This window comes from Erwinia oleae (assembly GCF_000770305.1).
GTDB classification, from domain to species: Bacteria; Pseudomonadota; Gammaproteobacteria; order Enterobacterales; family Enterobacteriaceae; genus Erwinia; species Erwinia oleae.
Genome location: NZ_JNVB01000035.1, coordinates 1 through 19,798, shown reverse-complemented (window position 1 = coordinate 19,798; position 19,798 = coordinate 1). Strand labels below are relative to the sequence as shown.

Sequence of the window (19,798 nt, the reverse complement as noted above, 5' to 3'; positions counted from 1 at the left end):
AGTCCCTGTTTCACAATAAAAAGCAGAATATCTCTTACTTATCGGCTACGCCAGTGCTTCCGTTTGTTGCGGAAAAGCGCGTTGCCAGGCCTCAAAGCCGCCGTCAATGCTATAGACTTCAGTAAAGCCCTGCCCCAGAAGATATTGCGCCACATTTTTACTGCTGTTGCCGTGATAACACATTACCAGCAGCGGCGCGGTCAGATCGGCCTGCTCAATAAACGCGTTGAGGGAATGGTTACTGAGATGAAAGGCGCCGCTGGCGTGCGCCGTCGCATAGCTTTGCGGATCGCGCACGTCGACCAGATTGGCGCGGTGGTCAGCCAGCAGCGCTTGCGCGCGCTGTACGCTGATACAGTCGAATTTTTCCATGGTGAAGTCTCGTCAAAGAGTGACAAATAAACATCATTGTAGCGTGAACGCCACGCACAATAACCCATTAACCTGGAGGGTTAATCGTCTTTTCTTTGTACAATTATGTTACCTACATCACGCATAAATGTTTTTATTACGTTAACGCTGGCATCAATGTTGGTTTCCGATTATTATTATGTTCGAAAACGAACATTAAAGAACTATTCCGAACATCGGAGGAGATAACGTGGAAACCAAAGACTTGATCGTAATCGGCGGCGGCATTAACGGCGCCGGGATTGCGGCAGATGCCGCCGGACGCGGCCTGTCAGTACTGATGCTGGAAGCGCAAGACTTGGCCTGCGCTACCTCTTCTGCCAGTTCAAAACTGATTCATGGCGGCCTGCGCTACCTTGAACACTATGAATTCCGCCTGGTGAGCGAAGCACTGGCCGAACGCGAAGTGCTGCTGAAAATGGCGCCGCATATCGCTTTCCCGATGCGTTTCCGTCTGCCGCACCGCCCACATCTGCGCCCGGCATGGATGATCCGCATTGGGCTGTTTATGTACGATCATCTGGGCAAACGTACCAGTTTGCCAGGCAGCCAAGGCGTGCGTTTTGGCTCAGATTCGGTACTTAAACCTGAAATTGTGCGCGGTTTCGAATATTCCGACTGCTGGGTGGACGATGCTCGCCTGGTCGTGCTCAACGCGCAGGAAGTGGAAAAACACGGCGGCGAAGTCCGCACGCGCACCAAAGTGACCCGCGCGTGGCGTGAAAATGGTCTGTGGACGGTCGAAGCAGAAGATATCGACAGCGGTAAAATCCATACCTGGCAGGCAAAAGGCCTGGTGAACGCCGCCGGTCCGTGGGTGAAACAGCTGTTCGATGACGGTCTCAAGTTGAAATCGCCTTACGGCATCCGCCTGATCAAAGGCAGTCATATCGTGGTGCCGCGCGTTCACACTGAAAAGCAGGCCTATATTCTGCAAAACGAAGACCACCGCATCGTCTTTGTGATCCCGTGGATGGATGAGTTCTCCATCGTGGGCACCACCGACGTCGAATATAAAGGCGATCCGAAAAACGTTCATATTGATGAGAACGAGACGGACTACCTACTCAACGTCTTCAACGCGCACTTTAAGAAAACGCTGAGCCGCGAAGACATCGTCTGGTCCTACTCAGGCGTGCGTCCGCTGTGTGACGACGAATCGGATTCACCGCAGGCCATCACCCGCGACTATACGCTCGACGTGCGCGATGACAACGGCCAGGCGCCGCTGCTTTCGGTATTCGGCGGCAAGCTGACCACTTACCGCAAGCTGGCCGAACACGCAATGGAGAAGCTGTCGAAGTATTACAGCAACATCGGCCCGGCCTGGACGAAAAGCTGCGTGCTGCCCGGCGGCGACATCGCCGGCACGCGGGAAGACTACGCCGCCAGCCTGCGCCGTCGCTACGCATTTATCAGCGAAGCACAGGCCAGGCACTACGCGCGCACCTACGGCAGCCGCAGTGAACTGATCCTGAAGGATGCAACCCGCCTGGACGATCTTGGCGAGCTGTTCGGTCATCACTTCTATGAGGCGGAGCTGCGTTATCTGGTCGAAAACGAGTGGGTGCGTGCCGAGGACGATGCATTGTGGCGTCGAACGAAAATGGGTATCCATTTAAATGATGAGCAGCGTGCCCGCGTGGCCGAATGGCTTGCGCAGCATGCAAAAAAACCGGCACTGTCACTTGCCTCTTAACGGCTGTCGATGACAAAAGGGCGGACATTTCCGCCCTTTTTTATGCCTTCAGAATTTACGGGCTTCTGTTTATTGTGCCGTTGCTATCGAAAACCACGCGATATTTAACGCCATTCAAAATATAGAGCATGGTGTATTCAACACCGGGTGTTAAAACCAGCCTGATGCATGTATCAGGATATTGCTTTTTGATATCTCTCCCAACAGCCAGATCGGTCTTGTGATCATCCTCAGTAGAACTGATCGTATAGAAAGTAAGCATATCGTTCGAAGCGGACTTTATACACACCAGATTGTCATCAGGTACAAAGACCTCACCCTGATACCTGAATACCGGATAATCTTGTAAACCGCAACCTGACAGCAACATCATCACCATAAAAAGAAAAAGTGATTTTTTCATTCTGGAAAGCCTCTCAAAATCATCTTATATTTTGACGCAAGAGCTGATGATTTTTCATCGCGGGAGTATTTCTTTTCGTTATTTAACTCAATAAACTTTGTCTTTTCATAACGATTGAATAGCAATAATCAGCAACAATACTCGCCTGCTGTTCCATTAAGTAATCAGAAAGCCTGTTCTTATCAATATTACAGGGGCACTGTTACTTGCCTCTTAACGGCTGTCGATGACATAAGGGCGGTCATTTCCGCCCTTTTTTATGCCTTCAGAATTTACGGGCTTCTGTTTATTGTGCCGTTGCTATCGAAAACCACGCGATATTTAACGCCATTCAAAATATAGAGCATGGTGTATTCAACACCGGGTGTTAAAACGACCAGGATGCAGGTATCGGGATATTTTCTGTTCAGATTATCACCAAATCTGACCGGCTTCATGTGCCTGTTTTCAGGCGAGCTTATCATGAAGTAATTGAGGCTATCGCCTGAAGAGGACTTGATACAAACAAACCTGTCGTAAACATATACATATCCGGGATTCTTAAAAACCAATGAGTCTTGAAACCAACATCCTGACAGAAAAAATACTGAGGTAAAAAGCAAAAAAAATTTCTTCATAACGGAAATCCTTTCATTATTTCCTGATACTTTGATTGCAGCAACGCAGCGTTTTTTTCCTCACGATAATTTCTATATTTTATCAAATAGCTATAGTATGTCGCATCATGACTTTTTAATAGCCAATAGTCAGCAAAAATACTCGCCTGCTGTTCCATTGAGTAATCAGAAAGCCTGCTCTTATCAATATTACAGGGGCAATGTCACTTGCCTCTTAACGGCTGTCGATGACATAAGGGCGGTCATTTTCGCCCTTTTTTATGCCTTCAGAATTTACGGACTTCTGTTTATTGTGCCGTTGCTATCGAAAACCACGCGATATTTAACGCCATTCAGAATATAGAGCATGGTGTATTCAACGCCGGGTGTTAAAACCAGCCTGATGCATGTATCAGGATATTGCTTTTTGATATCTCTCCCAACAGCCAGATCGGTCTTGTGATCATCCTCAGTAGAACTGATCGTATAGAAAGTAAGCATATCGTTTGAAGCGGACTTTATGCACACCAGATTGTCATCAGGTACAAAGACCTCACCCTGATACCTGAATACCGGATAATCTTGTAAACCGCAACCTGACAGCAACATCATCATCATAAAAAGAAAAAGTGATTTTTTCATTCTGGAAAGCCTCTCAAAATCTTCTTATATTTTGACGCAAGTGCTGATGACTTTTCATCACGGGAGTATCCTTTGTAGTTATTTAACTCAATATACTTTGTCTTTTCATAACGATTGAATAGCCAATAGTCAGCAACAATACTCGCCTGCTGCTCCATTGAGTAATCAGAGAGCCTTTTCTTATCAAAATCATAGGTATAGTCCGCTGCCCATGAAAAAAGGCCGCGCATCATCACGTTCATGCCATGCTGATATTGCCAGACATGCATCATTTCATGCAAAAAGAGATGTTGAAAATCAACGGTTGCCATAAAAAAGTCATCCTGGTAAACATGACTCTCAAACCATATTTCGCCGAGCGGCGTCATCGCCGTATGATTTCCCTGCATATCAAAAGGAAGAAAACTGCCGTGATGTACCCAAACCTGATAATAGCTGACAGAGTTGAAGAAAAGTTCGTTCGCTAATAATTTCTCGCCCGGTGTCAAAAGTCGTAATCCGTTACGTTCCAGCATCCTTGTCCTTAACCCGTAAACCAGCCTCATTGCCGTGGAGGCAGCTATAAATAGCAATTTCGCCGCTTTAAAAAAACGACAAGCATCACATTTCATTAATCAGGTAAATTCAGCAGGAAGTGGTAATAGTGCGTCATATTACGTTAATTAATAACGCTGTTTACGCTGAAAATCGAGGGAGTGTTTTTATCAGAAGAGAAATAGCGTGATTACATAACGTTTCCCTGTAATCCGCCAGGCAAACAGGCGGATTACAGGATGTATTATTGACGATAGTCTACAACCGGATTGGCGTTATTCCCCAAATCTCATCGGCATATTCCTGAATAGTCCGATCCGAAGAGAAGTAGCCCATTCCGGAAATATTCAGTAGCGCCTTACGCGTCCACTCTTCCGGATGGCGATAGACTTCGTCTACCTTATCCTGCGTATCCACATAGCTACGATAGTCGGCCAGAAGCTGGTAGTGGTCACCCAGGTTAACCAGCGAATCAAAAATATTCTGGTAACGTCCTGGCTCCTGCGGGCTGAAGACGCCGGTGGCCAACTGCGTCAGCGCCTGATGCAGTTCAGCATCCTGCTCGTAGAACTGGCGCGCGTTATAACCATTACTGCGCAGCGCTTCCACCTGCGGCGTGGTGTTACCGAAAATAAAGATATTCTCTTCGCCTACGTGTTCGAGCATTTCAACGTTGGCGCCGTCCAGCGTACCGATGGTCAGCGCGCCGTTGAGGGCGAATTTCATGTTGCTGGTGCCGGAGGCTTCGGTTCCGGCCAGGGAAATCTGTTCGGAGAGATCGGCGGCGGGAATAATGATCTGCGCCAGGCTTACGCTGTAGTTAGGAATAAACACCACCTTCAGCTTGTTCTTCACCTGCGGATCGTTATTGATCACCTGCGCTACGTCGTTGATCAGGTTGATAATATGCTTGGCAGTATAGTAAGCCGAGGCGGCCTTACCGGCGAAAATGTTCACGCGCGGCACCCAGTTGGCGTCCGGGTTAGCCTTAATGCGGTTGTAACGGGTGATCACGTGCAGCACATTCATCAACTGGCGTTTGTATTCGTGAATACGCTTAATCTGCACGTCAAACAGCGCGTGCGGATCGATAACAATATCCAGCTTCTGCGCGACATATTCCGCCAGACGCTTTTTGTTGCGTAACTTGGCGTCGCTGATGCGGGTCAGGAAGCTCGGATAGTCAATATGCTGCTTCAGCTCGTCCAGCTGACTCAGTTCGGTACGCCAGTTGCGGCCAATAGTGTCGTCCAGCACGTCAGAAAGCGGCGGATTAGCCAGCGCCAGCCAGCGGCGCGGCGTCACGCCGTTGGTTTTATTGCAGAAGCGGCCCGGAAACAGGGCGGCGAAATCCGCAAACAGCGACTGCACCATCAGGTTTGAGTGCAGTTCCGACACGCCGTTGACCTTATGACTGACCACTACCGCCAGCCACGCCATGCGCACGCGTCGGCCATCTTTTTCATCAATAATCGAGATGCGCGACAGCAGTTCCTTATCTTCCGGGTAGTAATCCAGAATAGTTTTCAGGAAATAATCATTAATATCAAAAATAATTTGCAGATGGCGCGGCAGAATTTTGCCGATCATATCCACCGGCCAGGTTTCCAGCGCTTCCTGCATCAGCGTGTGGTTGGTATAGGAGAAGACCTGACAGGCGACGTCGAACGCGTCATCCCACGTGAACTTATTTTCATCAATCAGCAGACGCATTAATTCAGGGATCGCCAGCACCGGATGCGTATCGTTCAGGTGAATGGCAATTTTGTCGGCAAGGTTGTCGAAGGTCTGATGCATCGTCCAGTGGCGATGCAAAATGTCCTGCACCGTGGCGGAAACGAGGAAATACTCCTGACGCAGGCGCAGTTCGCGACCTGAGTAGGTTGAGTCGTCCGGGTAGAGCACGCGGGAGACGTTCTCAGAGTGGTTTTTGTCCTCAACCGCCGCAAAATAGTCGCCCTGGTTGAATTTACCTAAATTGATCTCATTACTTGCCTGCGCCCCCCACAGCCTGAGCGTGTTGGTGGCGTCCGTATCAAAACCGGGAATGATTTGATCGTAAGCCATCGCCAGCACTTCTTCCGTTTCCAGCCAGCGCGCGTGGCTGCCTTCCATCTGAATACGACCGCCGAAACGTACCTTGTGGCGCGTGTTAAAACGCTGGAATTCCCACGGGTTGCCGTATTCCAGCCAGTAGTCCGGGGACTCCATCTGCCGGCCATCGACGATGTTTTGCTTGAACATGCCATAGTCGTAACGAATGCCGTAGCCGCGCCCCGGCAGGCCGAGCGTCGCCAGCGAATCCAGAAAGCAGGCCGCCAACCGACCAAGACCACCGTTGCCGAGACCGGGATCGTTCTCTTCTTCAATCAGATCGTCCAGATTGAAGCCCATCTCTTCCAGCGCGGCCTGTGCGTCTTCGTACATGCCCATCGCCAGCAGCGCGTTTGATAATGTACGGCCAACCAGAAACTCCATCGACAGGTAGTAAACCTGCCGCACGTCCTGGGAAAGCTGAGCCCGATTTGAACGCAGCCAGCGCTCCACCATCCGATCGCGCACCGCCAGCAGAGTGGCATTGAGCCATTCGTGTTTGTTGGCAATCGACGGATCCTTGCCAATCGTAAACATCAGCTTGTAAGCAATGGAATGCTTCAACGCATCCACGCTGAGCGTGGGAGCGGTATAGGTAAAAGGTGCGTTCATGTCAGTTTTCCCAATTCCTGTTTACAACAGCCGTTGATAGAGATCGCGATAGGCCACGGCGGCTACCTGCCAGCTAAAATCCATCGCCATTGCCTGACGCTGAACATAGCGCCACAGCGAAGGACGTGACCAGAGAACGAATGCACGTCGTATTGCGCGCAGTAATGACCAGGCGTTACTGTCTTCAAAGGCAAAACCACTGGCGACACCGTCAGCCAGATTCTCCAGGGAGCTGTCAAACACCGTATCGGCCAGCCCGCCAGTGCGACGCACCAGCGGCAGCGTGCCGTATTTCAGACCATAAAGCTGCGTCAGACCGCAGGGTTCGAAGCGGCTTGGCACCATAATCACGTCGGCGCCGCCCATAATGCGGTGTGAGAACGCCTCGTGATAACCAATCTGTACGCCAACCTGCCCGGGGTATTCCGCCGCTGCGGCGAGGAATCCCTGTTGCAGCACGGCATCGCCCGCGCCTAACAGCACCAGTTGACCGCCCTGCTCCAGAAGGCCCGGCAGCGCCTCCAGCACCAGATCCAGCCCTTTCTGTTTGGTCAGACGGCTGACCACAGCAAATATCGGCACCTTGTCGTCAATCTTCAGGCCCATGGTGATTTGCAGCTGGCGTTTGTTCTCCTGTTTGGCATCCAGCACGTCGCGGTTGTAGCGCGCCGTCAGCAGCAGATCCTGCGCCGGATCCCAGATATTCGGATCGACGCCGTTCAGAATGCCGGTCAGTCTGCCTTCCATGTGCCGCTGGCGCAGGAGATCTTCCATGCCGTAACCAAACTCCGCCAGCGTTATCTCACGCGCGTAGGTGGGGCTTACCGCCGTGATGTGATCGGCAAAAAACAGTCCCGCTTTCAGATAGGAAATCTGACCGAAGAACTCCAGACCGTGCATGTCGAAGAAGGACGGCGGCAGTTGGATCTCATCCAAATGCTTCGCGGCGAACAGCCCCTGATAGGCGAGGTTGTGCACGGTAAACACTGATTTAGCCGGTCGACCTCGCGCCGCCAGATAGGCGCAGGCCAGGCCGGCATGCCAGTCGTGCGCATGCACCACGTCCGGCCGCCACCAGGTGTCCAGGCCGCAGCCCATTTCGCAGCCCATCCAGCCCAGCAGCGCAAAGCGCAGATAGTTATCCACATAGGCATACTGCGACTCATCGTGGTAGGGGCTGCCGGGCCGATCATAGAGATCCGGCGCGTCGATAATGTAGATCCCCACCCCGTCAAACAGACCAAAGAGCAGCTCGACATCACCCGCAAAGGTATTCAGCTTCGCCACCACTTTCGTGTTGGCGATGCCTTTCTTGATATCCGGGAAACCCGGAACCAGCACGCGCGTATCAGTGCCTTCAGCGATCTGCGCGGCCGGTAATGCTCCTACAACATCAGCAAGCCCGCCGGTTTTAAGCAGCGGGAAAATTTCTGAACAGACATGTAAAACCTGCATCATCGGCTCCTTCACCGTATCCTGACGCGATCCCCCGCATCGATTATGCTTGTGCCTTTCTTTGCCAAACTGCGCGTTATTATTAATATCTAGTCCTGCCAGCCCAGCTTCGCCAGCATTGCTCGCGTAACAAGCACAATTCCCTCTTCGGAACGGTAAAAGCGACGCGCGTCGTCATCCGGGTTTTCACCAATCACCGTGCCTTCGGGTAAAATACAGGCGCGATCGATAACGCAGCGGCGCAGGCGACAGGAGCGCCCTACCACGACATCCGGTGAAAGAACGGATGATTCAATATTGCAGAATGAGTTAACCCGCACGCGGGAAAACAGCACGGAATTCACCACCACCGAGCCGGAAATAATGCAGCCGCCCGATACCAGTGAGTTCATGGTCATACCGTGACTGCCGGATCGGTCCTGAACAAATTTTGCCGGCGGCAGCGGTTCGGTATGCGTGCGGATCGGCCAGTTCTGGTCGTACATATCCAGCTCCGGCGTGACCGAAGCCAAATCGAGGTTAGCCTTCCAGTAGGCTTCCAGTGTCCCGACATCGCGCCAGTACGGCGGCGCTGTGTCGTCGCTCTGTACGCAGGAGTCGCTGAAGGAGTGTGCCAGCGCCTCGCCTGCCTCAACCACCTTCGGCAAAATGTCCTTGCCGAAGTCGTGATTAGAGTTCGGGTTTTGCAGATCCTCTTCCAACAGTTGGTAAAGGTAATCCGCATTGAAAGCATAGATGCCCATGCTGGCAAGCGCCTGTTTTTCATCGCCCGGCATGTGCGGCGGATCGGCCGGTTTTTCCAGGAACGCGCTCACGCGGTTATTATCGCCCACCGCCATCACGCCAAACGCGCTGGCCTCTTCCAGAGGCACGGGCAGGCAGGCGATGGTGCATTTCGCAGCGTTTTCCACGTGGTCAAGCAGCATCCGCGAATAGTCCATCTTGTAGATGTGATCGCCCGCCAGCACCACCACGTACTGCGCATCGTAGCGCCGAATGATATCGAGGTTCTGGGTGACGGCATCGGCGGTGCCGCGGTACCAGTGCTCCGTTGACAGCCGCTGCTGAGCAGGCAGCAGATCGACAAACTCATTCATCTCTTCCGTCAGGAACGACCAGCCGCGCTGAATGTGCTGCACCAGCGTGTGCGATTGATACTGGGTGATCACCGCGATGCGTCGAATGCCGGAGTTGAGGCAGTTGGAGAGCGCAAAATCGATGATACGGAATTTACCGCCAAAGTGTACGGCAGGTTTGGCGCGTTTGGCGGTCAGGTCTTTCAGGCGCGTACCGCGGCCGCCCGCCAGGATCAGGGCTATAGTTTGTGATGGCAATTGTCTTGCCAGCATCAGGGGATCGTTCTTATCTAATTTGACCATGTCTGACTCCTGTTATGATTGTTTATGGAACGCACATACACCATGAGGCGGCGCATGCCAGACAGTTGTTGAAGTCGGGTTATCATCCCCGGCGAAGGGGGGAATGGCGCACCATTCCCCTTGAGGTAACAAGAAATCGCACACTTCTTCGGTGGCGTTAAGGGTAAAAATCCAGTCGTGCGACAGGTGAATTTGTAAGCGATGCGCGCCATGCTGCCAGCCGTCGGCATTGAGTGGATGGCCATGCTGATCCAGCCACTTAACGTTGTTATCATCCGGCTGCCACCAGCTGTCGCGCTGAAGTGCAGGAATGCGCCGCCGCAGATGAATCAACGCGGCGGTAAAATCAAACAGGCGATGGTCAATGGCCTGCCAGTCAATCCATGAGAGCGCGTTGTCCTGACAGTAGGCGTTGTTGTTGCCATGCTGCGTGTTGCCAAGCTCATCGCCCGCCAGCAGCATTGGCGTACCCTGCGACAGCAGCAATGTTGCCAACAGCGCCCTGGCGCTGTTCTGACGCCGTTCCATCACGCTTTCCGGCGCCTCCAGCCCTTCCACGCCGTGGTTGTGGCTGAAGTTGCTGCCGTGGCCGTCACGGTTTTGTTCACCGTTCGCGTCGTTGTGCTTATCGTTAAAGCTGAGCAGATCGCGCAGCGTAAAGCCGTCGTGGGCGGTGAGCAGGTTAACGCTGGCGGACGGCAGTCGCCCTTCCTCACTGAAATCCTCAGCTGAGCCAGCAAACCGCTGCGCGAACTCGCCGTTAGCAACGTCGCCATGCAGCCAGAAACGACGCATCACGTCACGAAAGCGGTCATTCCATTCGGCAAAGGACGCAGGAAAATTGCCCATCTGATAGCCGTTGGGGCCGATATCCCACGGTTCGGCGATCATCTTGCACGTTGAGAGCAGCGGATCGGTCGCCAGTGCCGTAAAGAACGCCGCGTCGCGCCGGAAATCGGGCGTGCGTCCCAGCACGGGGGCCAGGTCAAAGCGGAAGCCGTCAACGTGGTACGCCTCCACCCAGTAGCGCAGGCAGTCCAGCGTCCACTCCAGCATCTGGCTGACGTTCAGCGTGTTGCCGCAGCCGGTCCAGTTTTGATAGCCGCCGTGGTCGTCCAGCCAGTAGTAGCTTTTGTTGTCCACGCCACGCAGCGACAGCGTCGGACCAATCTCCTCCAGCTCCGCCGTGTGGTTGAACACCACATCCAGGATCACTTCGATGCCTGCCTGATGCAGCGCCTTGACCGCCTGGCGGAATTCGTTTCTGGCGCAGTCGCCCGCCGCATAACGTTCATCAAGCGCCCACAGCGCCATCGGGTTGTAGCCCCAATAGTTGCTGAGCCCCATTTGCAATAAACGCGGTTCGTCGGCGAAGCAGGCCACCGGCAGCAGCTCAAGGCTGGTGATGCCAAGCCGCGTGAAGTGCGCGATCATCACCGGATGGCCCAGCGCCGCATAGGTGCCGCGGATGTCAGGCGGCAGATCGGGGTGCGTCAACGTCAGGCCGCGTACGTGTGCTTCGTACAGCACGGTTGATCCCCACGGCACGCGCGGAGGTCTGTCGTTTTCCCAGTCGAAATCATTGGCCACGACCACGCTTTTCGGTGCTATCGCTGCGTTATCCTGCGTGTCTCTTTCCCATTCACCGCCGAGAAAGCGCGCGTCTTTACTGACCTTCCCGTCGACCGCCAGCGCGCAGGGATCGATTAATAATTTGTTCGCATTAAAACGATGGCCATTTTCCGGCTGCCAGGGGCCGTGAACGCGATAGCCATAGCGCTGCCCCGGCTCGGCATCTGACAGGTAACCATGCCAGACATCACCGGTGCGCGCAGGCAAAGCCCACCGCGTCTCTTTGCCGTTTTTATCGAACAGGCACAGTTCCACCCGCTCTGCGTGCCGCGAAAAAAGTGCAAAGTTGACGCCTTTGCCGTCGTAAACGGCGCCCGCAGGCGTCGGTTTACCGGCAAGCAGTGGGCTCATCGCGCCTCCTTCACCAGCCAGAGCGTGGCAAGCGGCGGCAGCGTAATGCTGAGCGAATGCTCCCGATTATGGCCTGGCTGCGGCTGGCTGTGAACGCTGCCCTGATTGCCCGTATTGCTGCCGTGATAGTGGCCTGAATCGGTATTAAGCACCTCGTGCCAGCTACCGGGCTCGGTAACGCCAAAACGGTAGTCATGCCGCGTCACCGGCGTGAAGTTGCTGGCGACGATCACCTCGTTGCCCTCGCGGTCGCGGCGGGCAAAGATCAGCACCGAGTTTTCGAAATCGTCCACCACCAGCCACTCAAAGCCCATGGCGTCGAAATCAAGCTGATGCAGCGGCGTATGTGCGCGATAGGTGTGATTAAGATCTTTTACCAGGCGCTGAACGCCGTTGTGCCAGTTGTCGTCGCCTTCCAGCAGGTGCCAGTCAAGGCTGGTATCGTGATTCCACTCTCTGCCCTGCGCGAATTCGTTCCCCATAAACAACAGCTTTTTGCCGGGAAAACCAAACATCCAGCCGTAGTAGGCGCGCAGGTTGGCGAATTTCTGCCACGCGTCGCCCGGCATTCTGTCGAGAATCGATTTCTTGCCGTGTACCACCTCATCATGAGAGAGCGGGAGCACAAAGTTTTCGGTGCTGTTGTAGATCATACCGAAGGTCAGGTTGTTGTGGTGATGCTTGCGGTACACCGGATCCAGCGACATATAGTCCAGCGTGTCGTGCATCCAGCCCAGGTTCCATTTGTACCAGAATCCCAGACCGCCCGTTTCCGGCGGACGCGACACGCCAGGGAAGTCGGTAGACTCTTCCGCCACGGTCACCGAACCGGGCGCGGCCTGGCCCAGTACGCGGTTGGTGTAGCGCAGGAAGGCGATCGCCTCCAGATTTTCGCGGCCGCCGAGATGGTTCGGCACCCATTCCCCTTCGGCACGGCTGTAGTCGCGATAGATCATTGAGGCAACGGCGTCGACGCGCAGCCCGTCAATGCCAAAACGCTCAAGCCAGTAAAGCGCATTGCCCGCCAGGAAGTTGCTCACTTCGCGGCGGCCAAAGTTATAAATCAGCGTGTTCCAGTCCTGATGGTAGCCTTCGCGCGGGTCGCCGTGCTCATACAGCTCGGTGCCGTCGAATTTCGCCAGCGCGAAGTCATCGGAAGGAAAGTGGCCCGGCACCCAGTCCAGCAGCACGTTCAGCCCGGCTTCGTGCGCGGCATCAATAAACAGTCGGAACTCATCACGCGTGCCGAAGCGGCGGGTTGGCGCATACATGCCGGTTGGCTGGTAGCCCCAGCTGCCGTCAAAAGGATGCTCGTTGATCGGCATCAGTTCCAGGTGCGTAAAACCCATCTCTTTGGCGTAGGGCACCAGTTGCTCGGCCAGCTCTTTGTAGCTCAGCCAGAAATTGTTGTCCGTATGACGACGCCACGATCCTAAATGCACTTCGTAAATAGAGATGGGCGCATCAAAATCGTTGGCGCGTTGGCGCACTTCCGGCATGCTGACTTTTGGCGGCAATCCGCAGATCATCGAGGCGCTCTCCGGGCGCATCTGCGCTTCATAGGCATAGGGATCGGCCTTCAGCCGCAGCTCGCCGTGCGCGTCGATAATTTCGAATTTATAGAGATGTCCCTGGAGCGCGCCGGGCACAAACAGTTCCCAGACGCCGATTTCACGGCGGAAGCGCATCGGATGGCGGCGTCCGTCCCAGAAGTTAAAATCCCCGACCACCGATACGCGGCGAGCGTTGGGCGCCCAGACTGAAAAACGCGTACCGATGACGCCATCAATGACGTCCGCATGGGCGCCCATGGTTTCATAGGGGCGCAGGTGCGTGCCTTCCGCCAGCAGCCAGCTGTCCATTTCCGCCAGCAGCGGGCCAAAACGGTAAGCGTCATCAATCAGGTTCTGCTGACCGTGCCAGGTGACCGCAAGCTGGTAACGGAAAGGATTTTTGCGACGGGGAATAACGCTCTGGAAAAAACCGCGCGAGTCAATACATTCAAGTCGGGCGCACTTGCGGCCGGTGTTGGTTTCAATGACCCAGACCTCGGTCGCATCCGGCAGCAGTGCGCGCACCTCCAGCCCTTTGCTGGTCTGGTGCATGCCCAACAGGGCGAACGGGTCAGAGTAGTGACCGGAAAATAAAGCATTAATAAGCGAGTGATCCGTAAGCTCGGACATGTCTTTCTTCCCGTGATGTTTGGCAGACGATCCGGTGGGATGTGCTGCTCTTCATTGAGCCAAAAACACGCTGCCGGGGAAGACGAGCATCCTCTGTTAAAACCGCCGCAGCGCGCGACAACCTGCATTAAATGTCTTAAGCGCGTTCAGACCAGTACTCTGGTCGCTCTTTGATTACGCGATAGTTTTAAGCATAGCCAGGCCGTAACAAAAGCTCGGGTTGAAACGAGAAAAATATGGCTTGTAGATCAAAATTTCCGAGATTTTCAGCACGATTTGATGGAAAAAAAAGGACGGCGCGATTGCGGTTAAATTTTAACGATTAAAAAACAGACAGAAAACGTGAACGGCGCTGAAAGAAGCATGATGACAGGGTAAAAAAGAATAAAAACCGCCGATCGTGAGATAAGGCAGATCGGCGGTGAGTCGGTTAATCCACCAGCAGGCGCAGCATACGACGCAGCGGTTCGGCCGCGCCCCAGAGTAGCTGGTCGCCGACGGTAAAGGCGGAGAGATACTCCGGCCCCATATTCAGCTTACGCAGGCGGCCAACGGGCGTTTTCAGCGTGCCGGTCACGGCGGCAGGCGTAAGTTCACGCATGGTCACTTCGCGGTCGTTAGGCACCACGTTGACCCACGCGTTATGCGCGGCCAGCATCTGTTCAATATCATGCAGCGGCACGTCTTTTTTCAGCTTCAGCGTGAAGGCCTGGCTGTGACAACGCAGCGCGCCAACGCGCACGCAAAGGCCGTCAACGGGAATGGTCGCGGCCGGTTGCAGAATTTTATTGGTTTCCGCCTGCCCTTTCCACTCTTCGCGGCTCTGGCCGTTCTCCAGCTGTTTATCGATCCACGGGATCAGGCTGCCCGCCAGCGGCACACCGAAGTTGTCCGTCGGCAGCACGCCGCTGCGGCTCATCTCAGTGACCTTGCGTTCAATATCCAGAATGGCCGACGCCGGGTTTTGTAGATCGGTCGCCACGCCATCATGCAACATGCCCATCTGGCTCAGCAGTTCGCGCATGTGGCGCGCGCCGCCGCCGGAGGCCGCCTGATAAGTGGCGACCGAGGCCCACTCAACCAGGTTGCTGGCGAACAGCCCGCCCAGCGACATCAGCATCAGGCTGACGGTGCAGTTGCCGCCAGCAAAGGTTTTGATGCCCTTTTCCAGGCCCTGACGAATAACGTGATGGTTAACCGGATCGAGGATGATAATGGCATCGTCCTGCATACGCAGCGTGGAGGCGGCATCAATCCAGTAACCCTGCCAGCCAGAAGCACGCAGTTTTGGATAGACTTCGGTGGTATAGTCACCGCCCTGGCAGGTAATAATGATGTCCAGCGCTTTCAGGCCGTCGATGTTGTAAGCATCCTGAAGCACGCCCGCAGCAACGCCGCCGAATTCAGGCGCGGTCTGACCGTGCTGAGACGTTGAGAAAAAAACCGGGCGAATAGCGTCGAAATCACGCTCTTCGCTCATACGCTGCATCAGCACGGAACCCACCATGCCGCGCCAGCCGATCAAACCCACTGATTTCATGTTGTACCTGCTTCAGACGACATGCGCAGTTTTTTCCGGCTTCGTGCCTGAAAACGGGCTGCGTCAGTCGCATCTGACCTGTTAGAGTAAATAGAATAAGAAAACGATCTGCATTTACCTTACAAAATGCAGCAGAAGTGGCAAGTGAATTAAATCGATTAACGGCGTTTTTTTAGCAGCGCTGCTTATAACCCGATGCAAACCTGATAATTAAGAGAATAATTACAATGACTGAAATGATTTCGGCAACAGTATTATTGTTGCTGATAATGGATCCGCTGGGCAATTTGCCGATTTTTATGTCGGTTTTAAAGCATCTGGAGCCAAAACGTCGCCGGATGGTGCTTATCCGCGAAATGCTGATTGCCCTGGTGATCATGCTGCTGTTTCTCTTTGCCGGAGAAAAAATTCTCGCCTTTCTTAATTTGCGTACGGAAACGGTATCGATTTCGGGCGGCATCATTCTGTTTTTGATTGCGATAAAAATGATTTTTCCCTCCCACGAAAGCAGCAGCAGCGGGCTTTCCGCCGGTGAAGAACCCTTTCTGGTTCCGCTGGCGATCCCGCTGGTTGCCGGACCGTCGTTGCTGGCGACGCTGATGCTGCTGTCGCATCAGTATCCCGACCAGATGTCTCATCTGGTTGGCGCACTGCTGATTGCATGGGGCGCCACGGTGATTATCCTGCTGCTTTCCGGGCTGTTTTTGCGGCTGCTGGGAGAGAAAGGCGTGAACGCGCTGGAGCGGCTGATGGGACTGATCCTGATTATGTTAGCCACGCAGATGTTTCTTGACGGCATTCGCGCTTATCTGAAGATTTAAGGCTCATCGCGTATCCCTGGGCTGGACGGCCAGCGCCTGCGAACAGCCTCTCCCTGCCGTTGCTTGTTGAAGCTGAAGACAACACCGTTGGCCTCAGAAGAGCCGGGACGGATTTACGACGTCCCGGCAGGCTGCCCCTCAACGACGCCGTTCGCCCGCGCGGCAGGATTACGACAGCAGCGTAAACGCGATCATCCCGACCAGTGCGCCGCTGGTGCCGAGCAGCGTTTCCATTATCGTCCAGGTTTTCAACGTTTGCCCTTCCGTGGCGCCGGTGAAGCGGCCAAACAGCCAGAAACCCGCATCGTTAACGTGGCTGACCACGATAGAACCGCCCGCGATGCAGATCGACAGCGCAGCCATCTGCGCGCCTGAATAGTGCAGCGGCTCGATAACGGGCATGATCAGTCCAACGGCCGTCAGACAGGCGACCGTCGCCGATCCCTGAATAATCCGCACCGCCGCCGCAAGAATAAAGCAGGCGAGCGCCACCGGCAGTCCCGCGCTGGTCAGGGCATTGCCCAACGCCGGGCCAACGCCTGAATCCACCAGCACCTGCTTAAATACGCCACCGGCGCCGATCACCAGCAAAATGATGCCCGCCGGTTGCAGCGCGCTGCCGCAGATCGCCATCACGCGCTCTTTATCCATTCCCTGCCGATACGCCAGGCCATAAATCGCCACCAGGCAGGCCACTAAAATGGCGATAAACGGATGACCGACAAACTCCAGCCACTGATAAAGCGTGCTGCCCTGCGGGGCGAAACGCGCGCCGATGGTTTTTAAACCCACCAATACCAGCGGAAACAGAATCAGCGACAGGCTGAAGCCAAACGACGGCAGCGTGCTCTCTTCAAATTCAGGATGGTGCGTATCTTCAGGCAAAGTAAAGGTCACCCGGCGGCTGATAAAATTGCCGAACAGCGGCCCGGCGATCAGCATGCCCGGCAGCGCCGCGCACAGGCCAAGCAGGATCATCCAGCCGAAATCAACGTGCATCTGCGAGGCAAGCAGCATTGGTGCCGGGCCGGGCATCAAAAAAGCGGCAGACGCAGCGACACCGGCAAACAGCGGGATTACCAGCTTCACCAGATTGTCATTGGTTCGACGCGCGACGGCAAAGGCGATGCTGATCAGCAGCACGATCGCCACTTCAAAAAAGAGCGGCAGCGCGCAGATCAGCCCGGCGATGCCCATGGCATAGTGCGCACGGTGTTCGCCAAAGGTTTTCAGCATCTTAATGGCTATCTGATCGACCGCGCCGGTCTCATGCAAAATCTTGCCGAACATCGCGCCAAGCGCCACCACAATGGCTAAAAAGCCCAGCGTGCCGCCCATGCCTTTTTGCATGGTATCGGCGATTTTATCCAGCGGCATGCCGGAAAAAACGCCGGCGCCGACCGACACCAACATCAGGGCAAGGAAAGCGTGCATACGTGCTTTCATGACCAGAAAAAGCAGCAGCAGAACGGAACCCGCCGCCGTTAAAACCAGCGTTGCCGTTGCCATTACGCCCCCGGATTGACCACATTGTCGATGGTGGCAATCGTTTCGGCCACAACCTTGTCCAGCGATTGCGCAATATCGACTACCAGCACGTTCGGCTCATCGTCGCCCGGCGCTTCCAGCGTTTCAAACTGGGTAACCAGCATCTGCGGCTTAAAGAAATGCCCTTTGCGCGCGCGCAGGCGTGCTTCGATAGTATCGAAATCACCTTTCATGTAGATGAAAGAGAGGTTCTCATTGCCTTTACGCAGAATATCGCGATAGCGCTTTTTCAACGCAGAGCAGACGATCAGCGACACCGCATTGGTGCGCTGCATGGCGAAAGCCGCATCATTAATGGACTCAAGCCACGGCTGGCGATCCTCATCGTTCAACGGATGGCCGGCAGCCATTTTCTCAATATTGGCGCGAGGATGGAGAAAATCCCCATCGAGAAAAGCGGCTTTAAGCTGCCAGGCCACAGCGCTGGCAACGGCGGATTTGCCGCTTCCTGAAACGCCCATCAGCACAAAAACGTGATGGGACGACGGGGAGGTGTTCATATTTTCTGCTCCGCAAAAGGTTGAGAAGAGGCGTCAACGCGATTTGTTATCGGTAACATTGTCTGGATGCGTGCCATGCAAGGCAACACCTGTGCAAGAAAAAGGTGGTATCTGTGAACCGCTTCAAAAAAATGGCAATTTCAGACCAGGCAGGCACATTTCGTCAAAATGATGCCGGATAGCATCAGATGCTGCCGCCTTCGGAAATGGCAAACCCCACGTCTACGGGCCGATCGGGCACCTGTTCCCCGCGGATGCGCGCCAGCAAAAGCGTGGCGGACTCACGCCCCATCTGCTCGCGCGGCGTGATCACCGTCGCCAGCGGCGGCGTCATCACCTGGGTGATATCGTGACCGTGAAAACCCGCGATAGCCATATCTTGCGGCACGCGAAGCCCCTGTCGCTGACATTCGAATATCGCGCCCACCGCCAGGTCATCATTGGTGCAGAACAGGCTGTCGGTTTGCGGATAGCGTTTTTGCGCCTCTTTTAACAGTTGTCCGCCGAGGGAGAATGACGAGGCATCCTCAATCATTACGCTGTGCGGCGTTCGCCCCGCTTCGCGCATTGCCCGTTCGTAACCCTGCTGCTTAAGTAGCGTACGCTCATCAAGGCGCGCGCCGAGGTAGACGGTATGGTGATGGCCGCGCTTCAAAATGGCCTGCGTCATCTGCCGGGCGGCCTCAACGTTATCGAAGCCGACCGCCATATCCAGACAGGGCGATACGCTGTCCATCATCTCCAGCACCGGGATCCCGGCGGTTTCAAGCATTTTCAGGCTGCCCGGCGTGTGGGTGCGCTCGGTGAGGATCAGTCCGTCAATGTTCCAGCCCAGCAGCGAGCGCATCTGCAACTCTTCTTTTTCTGCGCTGTAACCGAAATGACCGAGCATGGTCTGATAGCCCGCCGCGTCGGTGACCGTTTCGATACCGCGCAGTACGTCGGCAAACACCTGGTTGGTCAGCGATGGCAGCAGCACGCCAATCGCCCGACTGGTGGAATTGGAAAGGATATCGGGCGCGCGATTAGGAATGTAGCCCAGCGCGTCCAGCGCCTCGGCGATGCGGCTTCGTAGCGCGGCGGAAACCTGATCGGGGTTGCGCAGATAGCGGCTGACGGTCATTTTTGTGATGCCCACGCGATCGGCAACGTCCTGTAATACCGGTCTTTTCTTCTTCATCGTCATGTCAGGTGAGGGAGAGATAAAGAGAGTGTAACAAAAAGGGCGCGGCTTGCCGCACCCAAATCGCAGGGATCAGACAGCAGGCAGATCGAACAGCAGAATTTCCGCCGCGCTGTCGGCGCTGATGTGCAGATGGGGTTCGTCCCAAATGGCAAACGCGTCGCTGGTGGAAGCCTGCTCGCCGTTGACCGTTACCTCCCCTTTTACTACCTGAA

The 19,798-nt window shown here is 54.7% G+C and carries 17 protein-coding genes; 2 read left to right on the top strand and 15 right to left on the bottom strand.

The window, feature by feature from the left end:
* Nucleotides 1-45: 45 nt before the first annotated feature.
* Entirely contained in the window at nt 46-372 is a 327-nt protein-coding gene (gene glpE, locus GS12_RS12520; RefSeq protein ID WP_034947476.1) for a thiosulfate sulfurtransferase GlpE, read from the bottom strand.
* A 229-nt stretch (nt 373-601) separates the two neighbouring features.
* On the opposite strand from glpE, the gene glpD reads away from it, so the two are divergent.
* Nucleotides 602-2,110 (top strand): glycerol-3-phosphate dehydrogenase, encoded by a 1,509-nt coding sequence (glpD, locus tag GS12_RS12515; protein ID WP_034917641.1) that lies wholly within the window; start codon nt 602-604, stop codon nt 2,108-2,110.
* A 55-nt stretch (nt 2,111-2,165) separates the two neighbouring features.
* Here glpD and GS12_RS12510 read toward each other — a convergent pair whose 3' ends face one another.
* The 10 genes from GS12_RS12510 to asd all read right to left on the bottom strand — a co-directional run bounded on the left by GS12_RS12510 (nt 2,166) and on the right by asd (nt 15,531).
* Nucleotides 2,166-2,513, bottom strand: a complete 348-nt coding sequence (locus GS12_RS12510) for a putative T6SS immunity periplasmic lipoprotein (RefSeq protein ID WP_034947473.1) — start codon at nt 2,511-2,513, stop codon at nt 2,166-2,168.
* Between the two features lie 272 nt (nt 2,514-2,785).
* Nucleotides 2,786-3,130, bottom strand: coding sequence for a putative T6SS immunity periplasmic lipoprotein (locus GS12_RS24615; protein ID WP_034947470.1), 345 nt, complete (start codon nt 3,128-3,130; stop codon nt 2,786-2,788).
* Nucleotides 3,131-3,403: 273 nt separating this feature from the next.
* The gene (locus tag GS12_RS12495; RefSeq protein WP_034917644.1) at nt 3,404-3,751 is read right to left on the bottom strand and encodes a putative T6SS immunity periplasmic lipoprotein; all 348 of its coding nucleotides are present in this window, start codon (nt 3,749-3,751) and stop codon (nt 3,404-3,406) included.
* A complete protein-coding gene (locus tag GS12_RS12490; protein WP_034947467.1) occupies nt 3,748-4,266 on the bottom strand; it encodes a hypothetical protein in 519 nt (172 codons plus the stop codon). Before GS12_RS12490 ends, GS12_RS12495 begins: the two co-directional genes overlap by 4 nt.
* A gap of 277 nt (nt 4,267-4,543) precedes the next feature.
* Nucleotides 4,544-6,991: a glycogen phosphorylase gene (gene glgP, locus GS12_RS12485; protein ID WP_034917651.1), complete on the bottom strand. Its 2,448-nt coding sequence runs from the start codon at nt 6,989-6,991 to the stop codon at nt 4,544-4,546.
* A gap of 21 nt (nt 6,992-7,012) precedes the next feature.
* Nucleotides 7,013-8,446 (bottom strand): glycogen synthase GlgA, encoded by a 1,434-nt coding sequence (gene glgA, locus GS12_RS12480; RefSeq protein ID WP_034947465.1) that lies wholly within the window; start codon nt 8,444-8,446, stop codon nt 7,013-7,015.
* Between the two features lie 89 nt (nt 8,447-8,535).
* Complete coding sequence (glgC, locus tag GS12_RS12475; RefSeq protein WP_034947462.1) at nt 8,536-9,825, bottom strand: glucose-1-phosphate adenylyltransferase; 1,290 nt, start codon at nt 9,823-9,825, stop codon at nt 8,536-8,538.
* Between the two features lie 12 nt (nt 9,826-9,837).
* Entirely contained in the window at nt 9,838-11,808 is a 1,971-nt protein-coding gene (gene glgX / locus GS12_RS12470) for a glycogen debranching protein GlgX (RefSeq protein ID WP_034947459.1), read from the bottom strand.
* Nucleotides 11,805-13,991, bottom strand: coding sequence for a 1,4-alpha-glucan branching enzyme (gene glgB / locus GS12_RS12465; protein WP_034947456.1), 2,187 nt, complete (start codon nt 13,989-13,991; stop codon nt 11,805-11,807). The genes glgX and glgB overlap by 4 nt, the downstream gene beginning before the upstream one ends.
* A 430-nt stretch (nt 13,992-14,421) precedes the next feature.
* Complete coding sequence (gene asd, locus GS12_RS12460; RefSeq protein WP_034947453.1) at nt 14,422-15,531, bottom strand: aspartate-semialdehyde dehydrogenase; 1,110 nt, start codon at nt 15,529-15,531, stop codon at nt 14,422-14,424.
* A gap of 227 nt (nt 15,532-15,758) precedes the next feature.
* Between asd and GS12_RS12455 the strand changes: the two genes are divergently transcribed.
* On the top strand, nt 15,759-16,352 hold the full coding sequence (locus GS12_RS12455) for a YhgN family NAAT transporter (protein WP_034947451.1): 594 nt from the start codon (nt 15,759-15,761) through the stop codon (nt 16,350-16,352).
* Nucleotides 16,353-16,520: 168 nt separating this feature from the next.
* On the opposite strand, the gene gntU is transcribed toward GS12_RS12455, so the two are convergent.
* From gntU to GS12_RS12435, 4 genes are all read right to left on the bottom strand, one after another.
* The gene (gntU, locus tag GS12_RS12450; protein WP_034947448.1) at nt 16,521-17,861 is read right to left on the bottom strand and encodes a gluconate transporter; all 1,341 of its coding nucleotides are present in this window, start codon (nt 17,859-17,861) and stop codon (nt 16,521-16,523) included.
* Entirely contained in the window at nt 17,861-18,400 is a 540-nt protein-coding gene (gene gntK, locus GS12_RS12445; RefSeq protein WP_034947445.1) for a gluconokinase, read from the bottom strand. The genes gntU and gntK overlap by 1 nt, the downstream gene beginning before the upstream one ends.
* 184 nt (nt 18,401-18,584) lie before the next feature.
* Nucleotides 18,585-19,580, bottom strand: coding sequence for a gluconate operon transcriptional repressor GntR (gene gntR / locus GS12_RS12440; protein WP_034917672.1), 996 nt, complete (start codon nt 19,578-19,580; stop codon nt 18,585-18,587).
* Nucleotides 19,581-19,655: 75 nt separating this feature from the next.
* A partial coding sequence (locus GS12_RS12435; RefSeq protein ID WP_034947443.1) for a pirin family protein occupies nt 19,656-19,798 on the bottom strand: 143 nt, incomplete at its 5' end.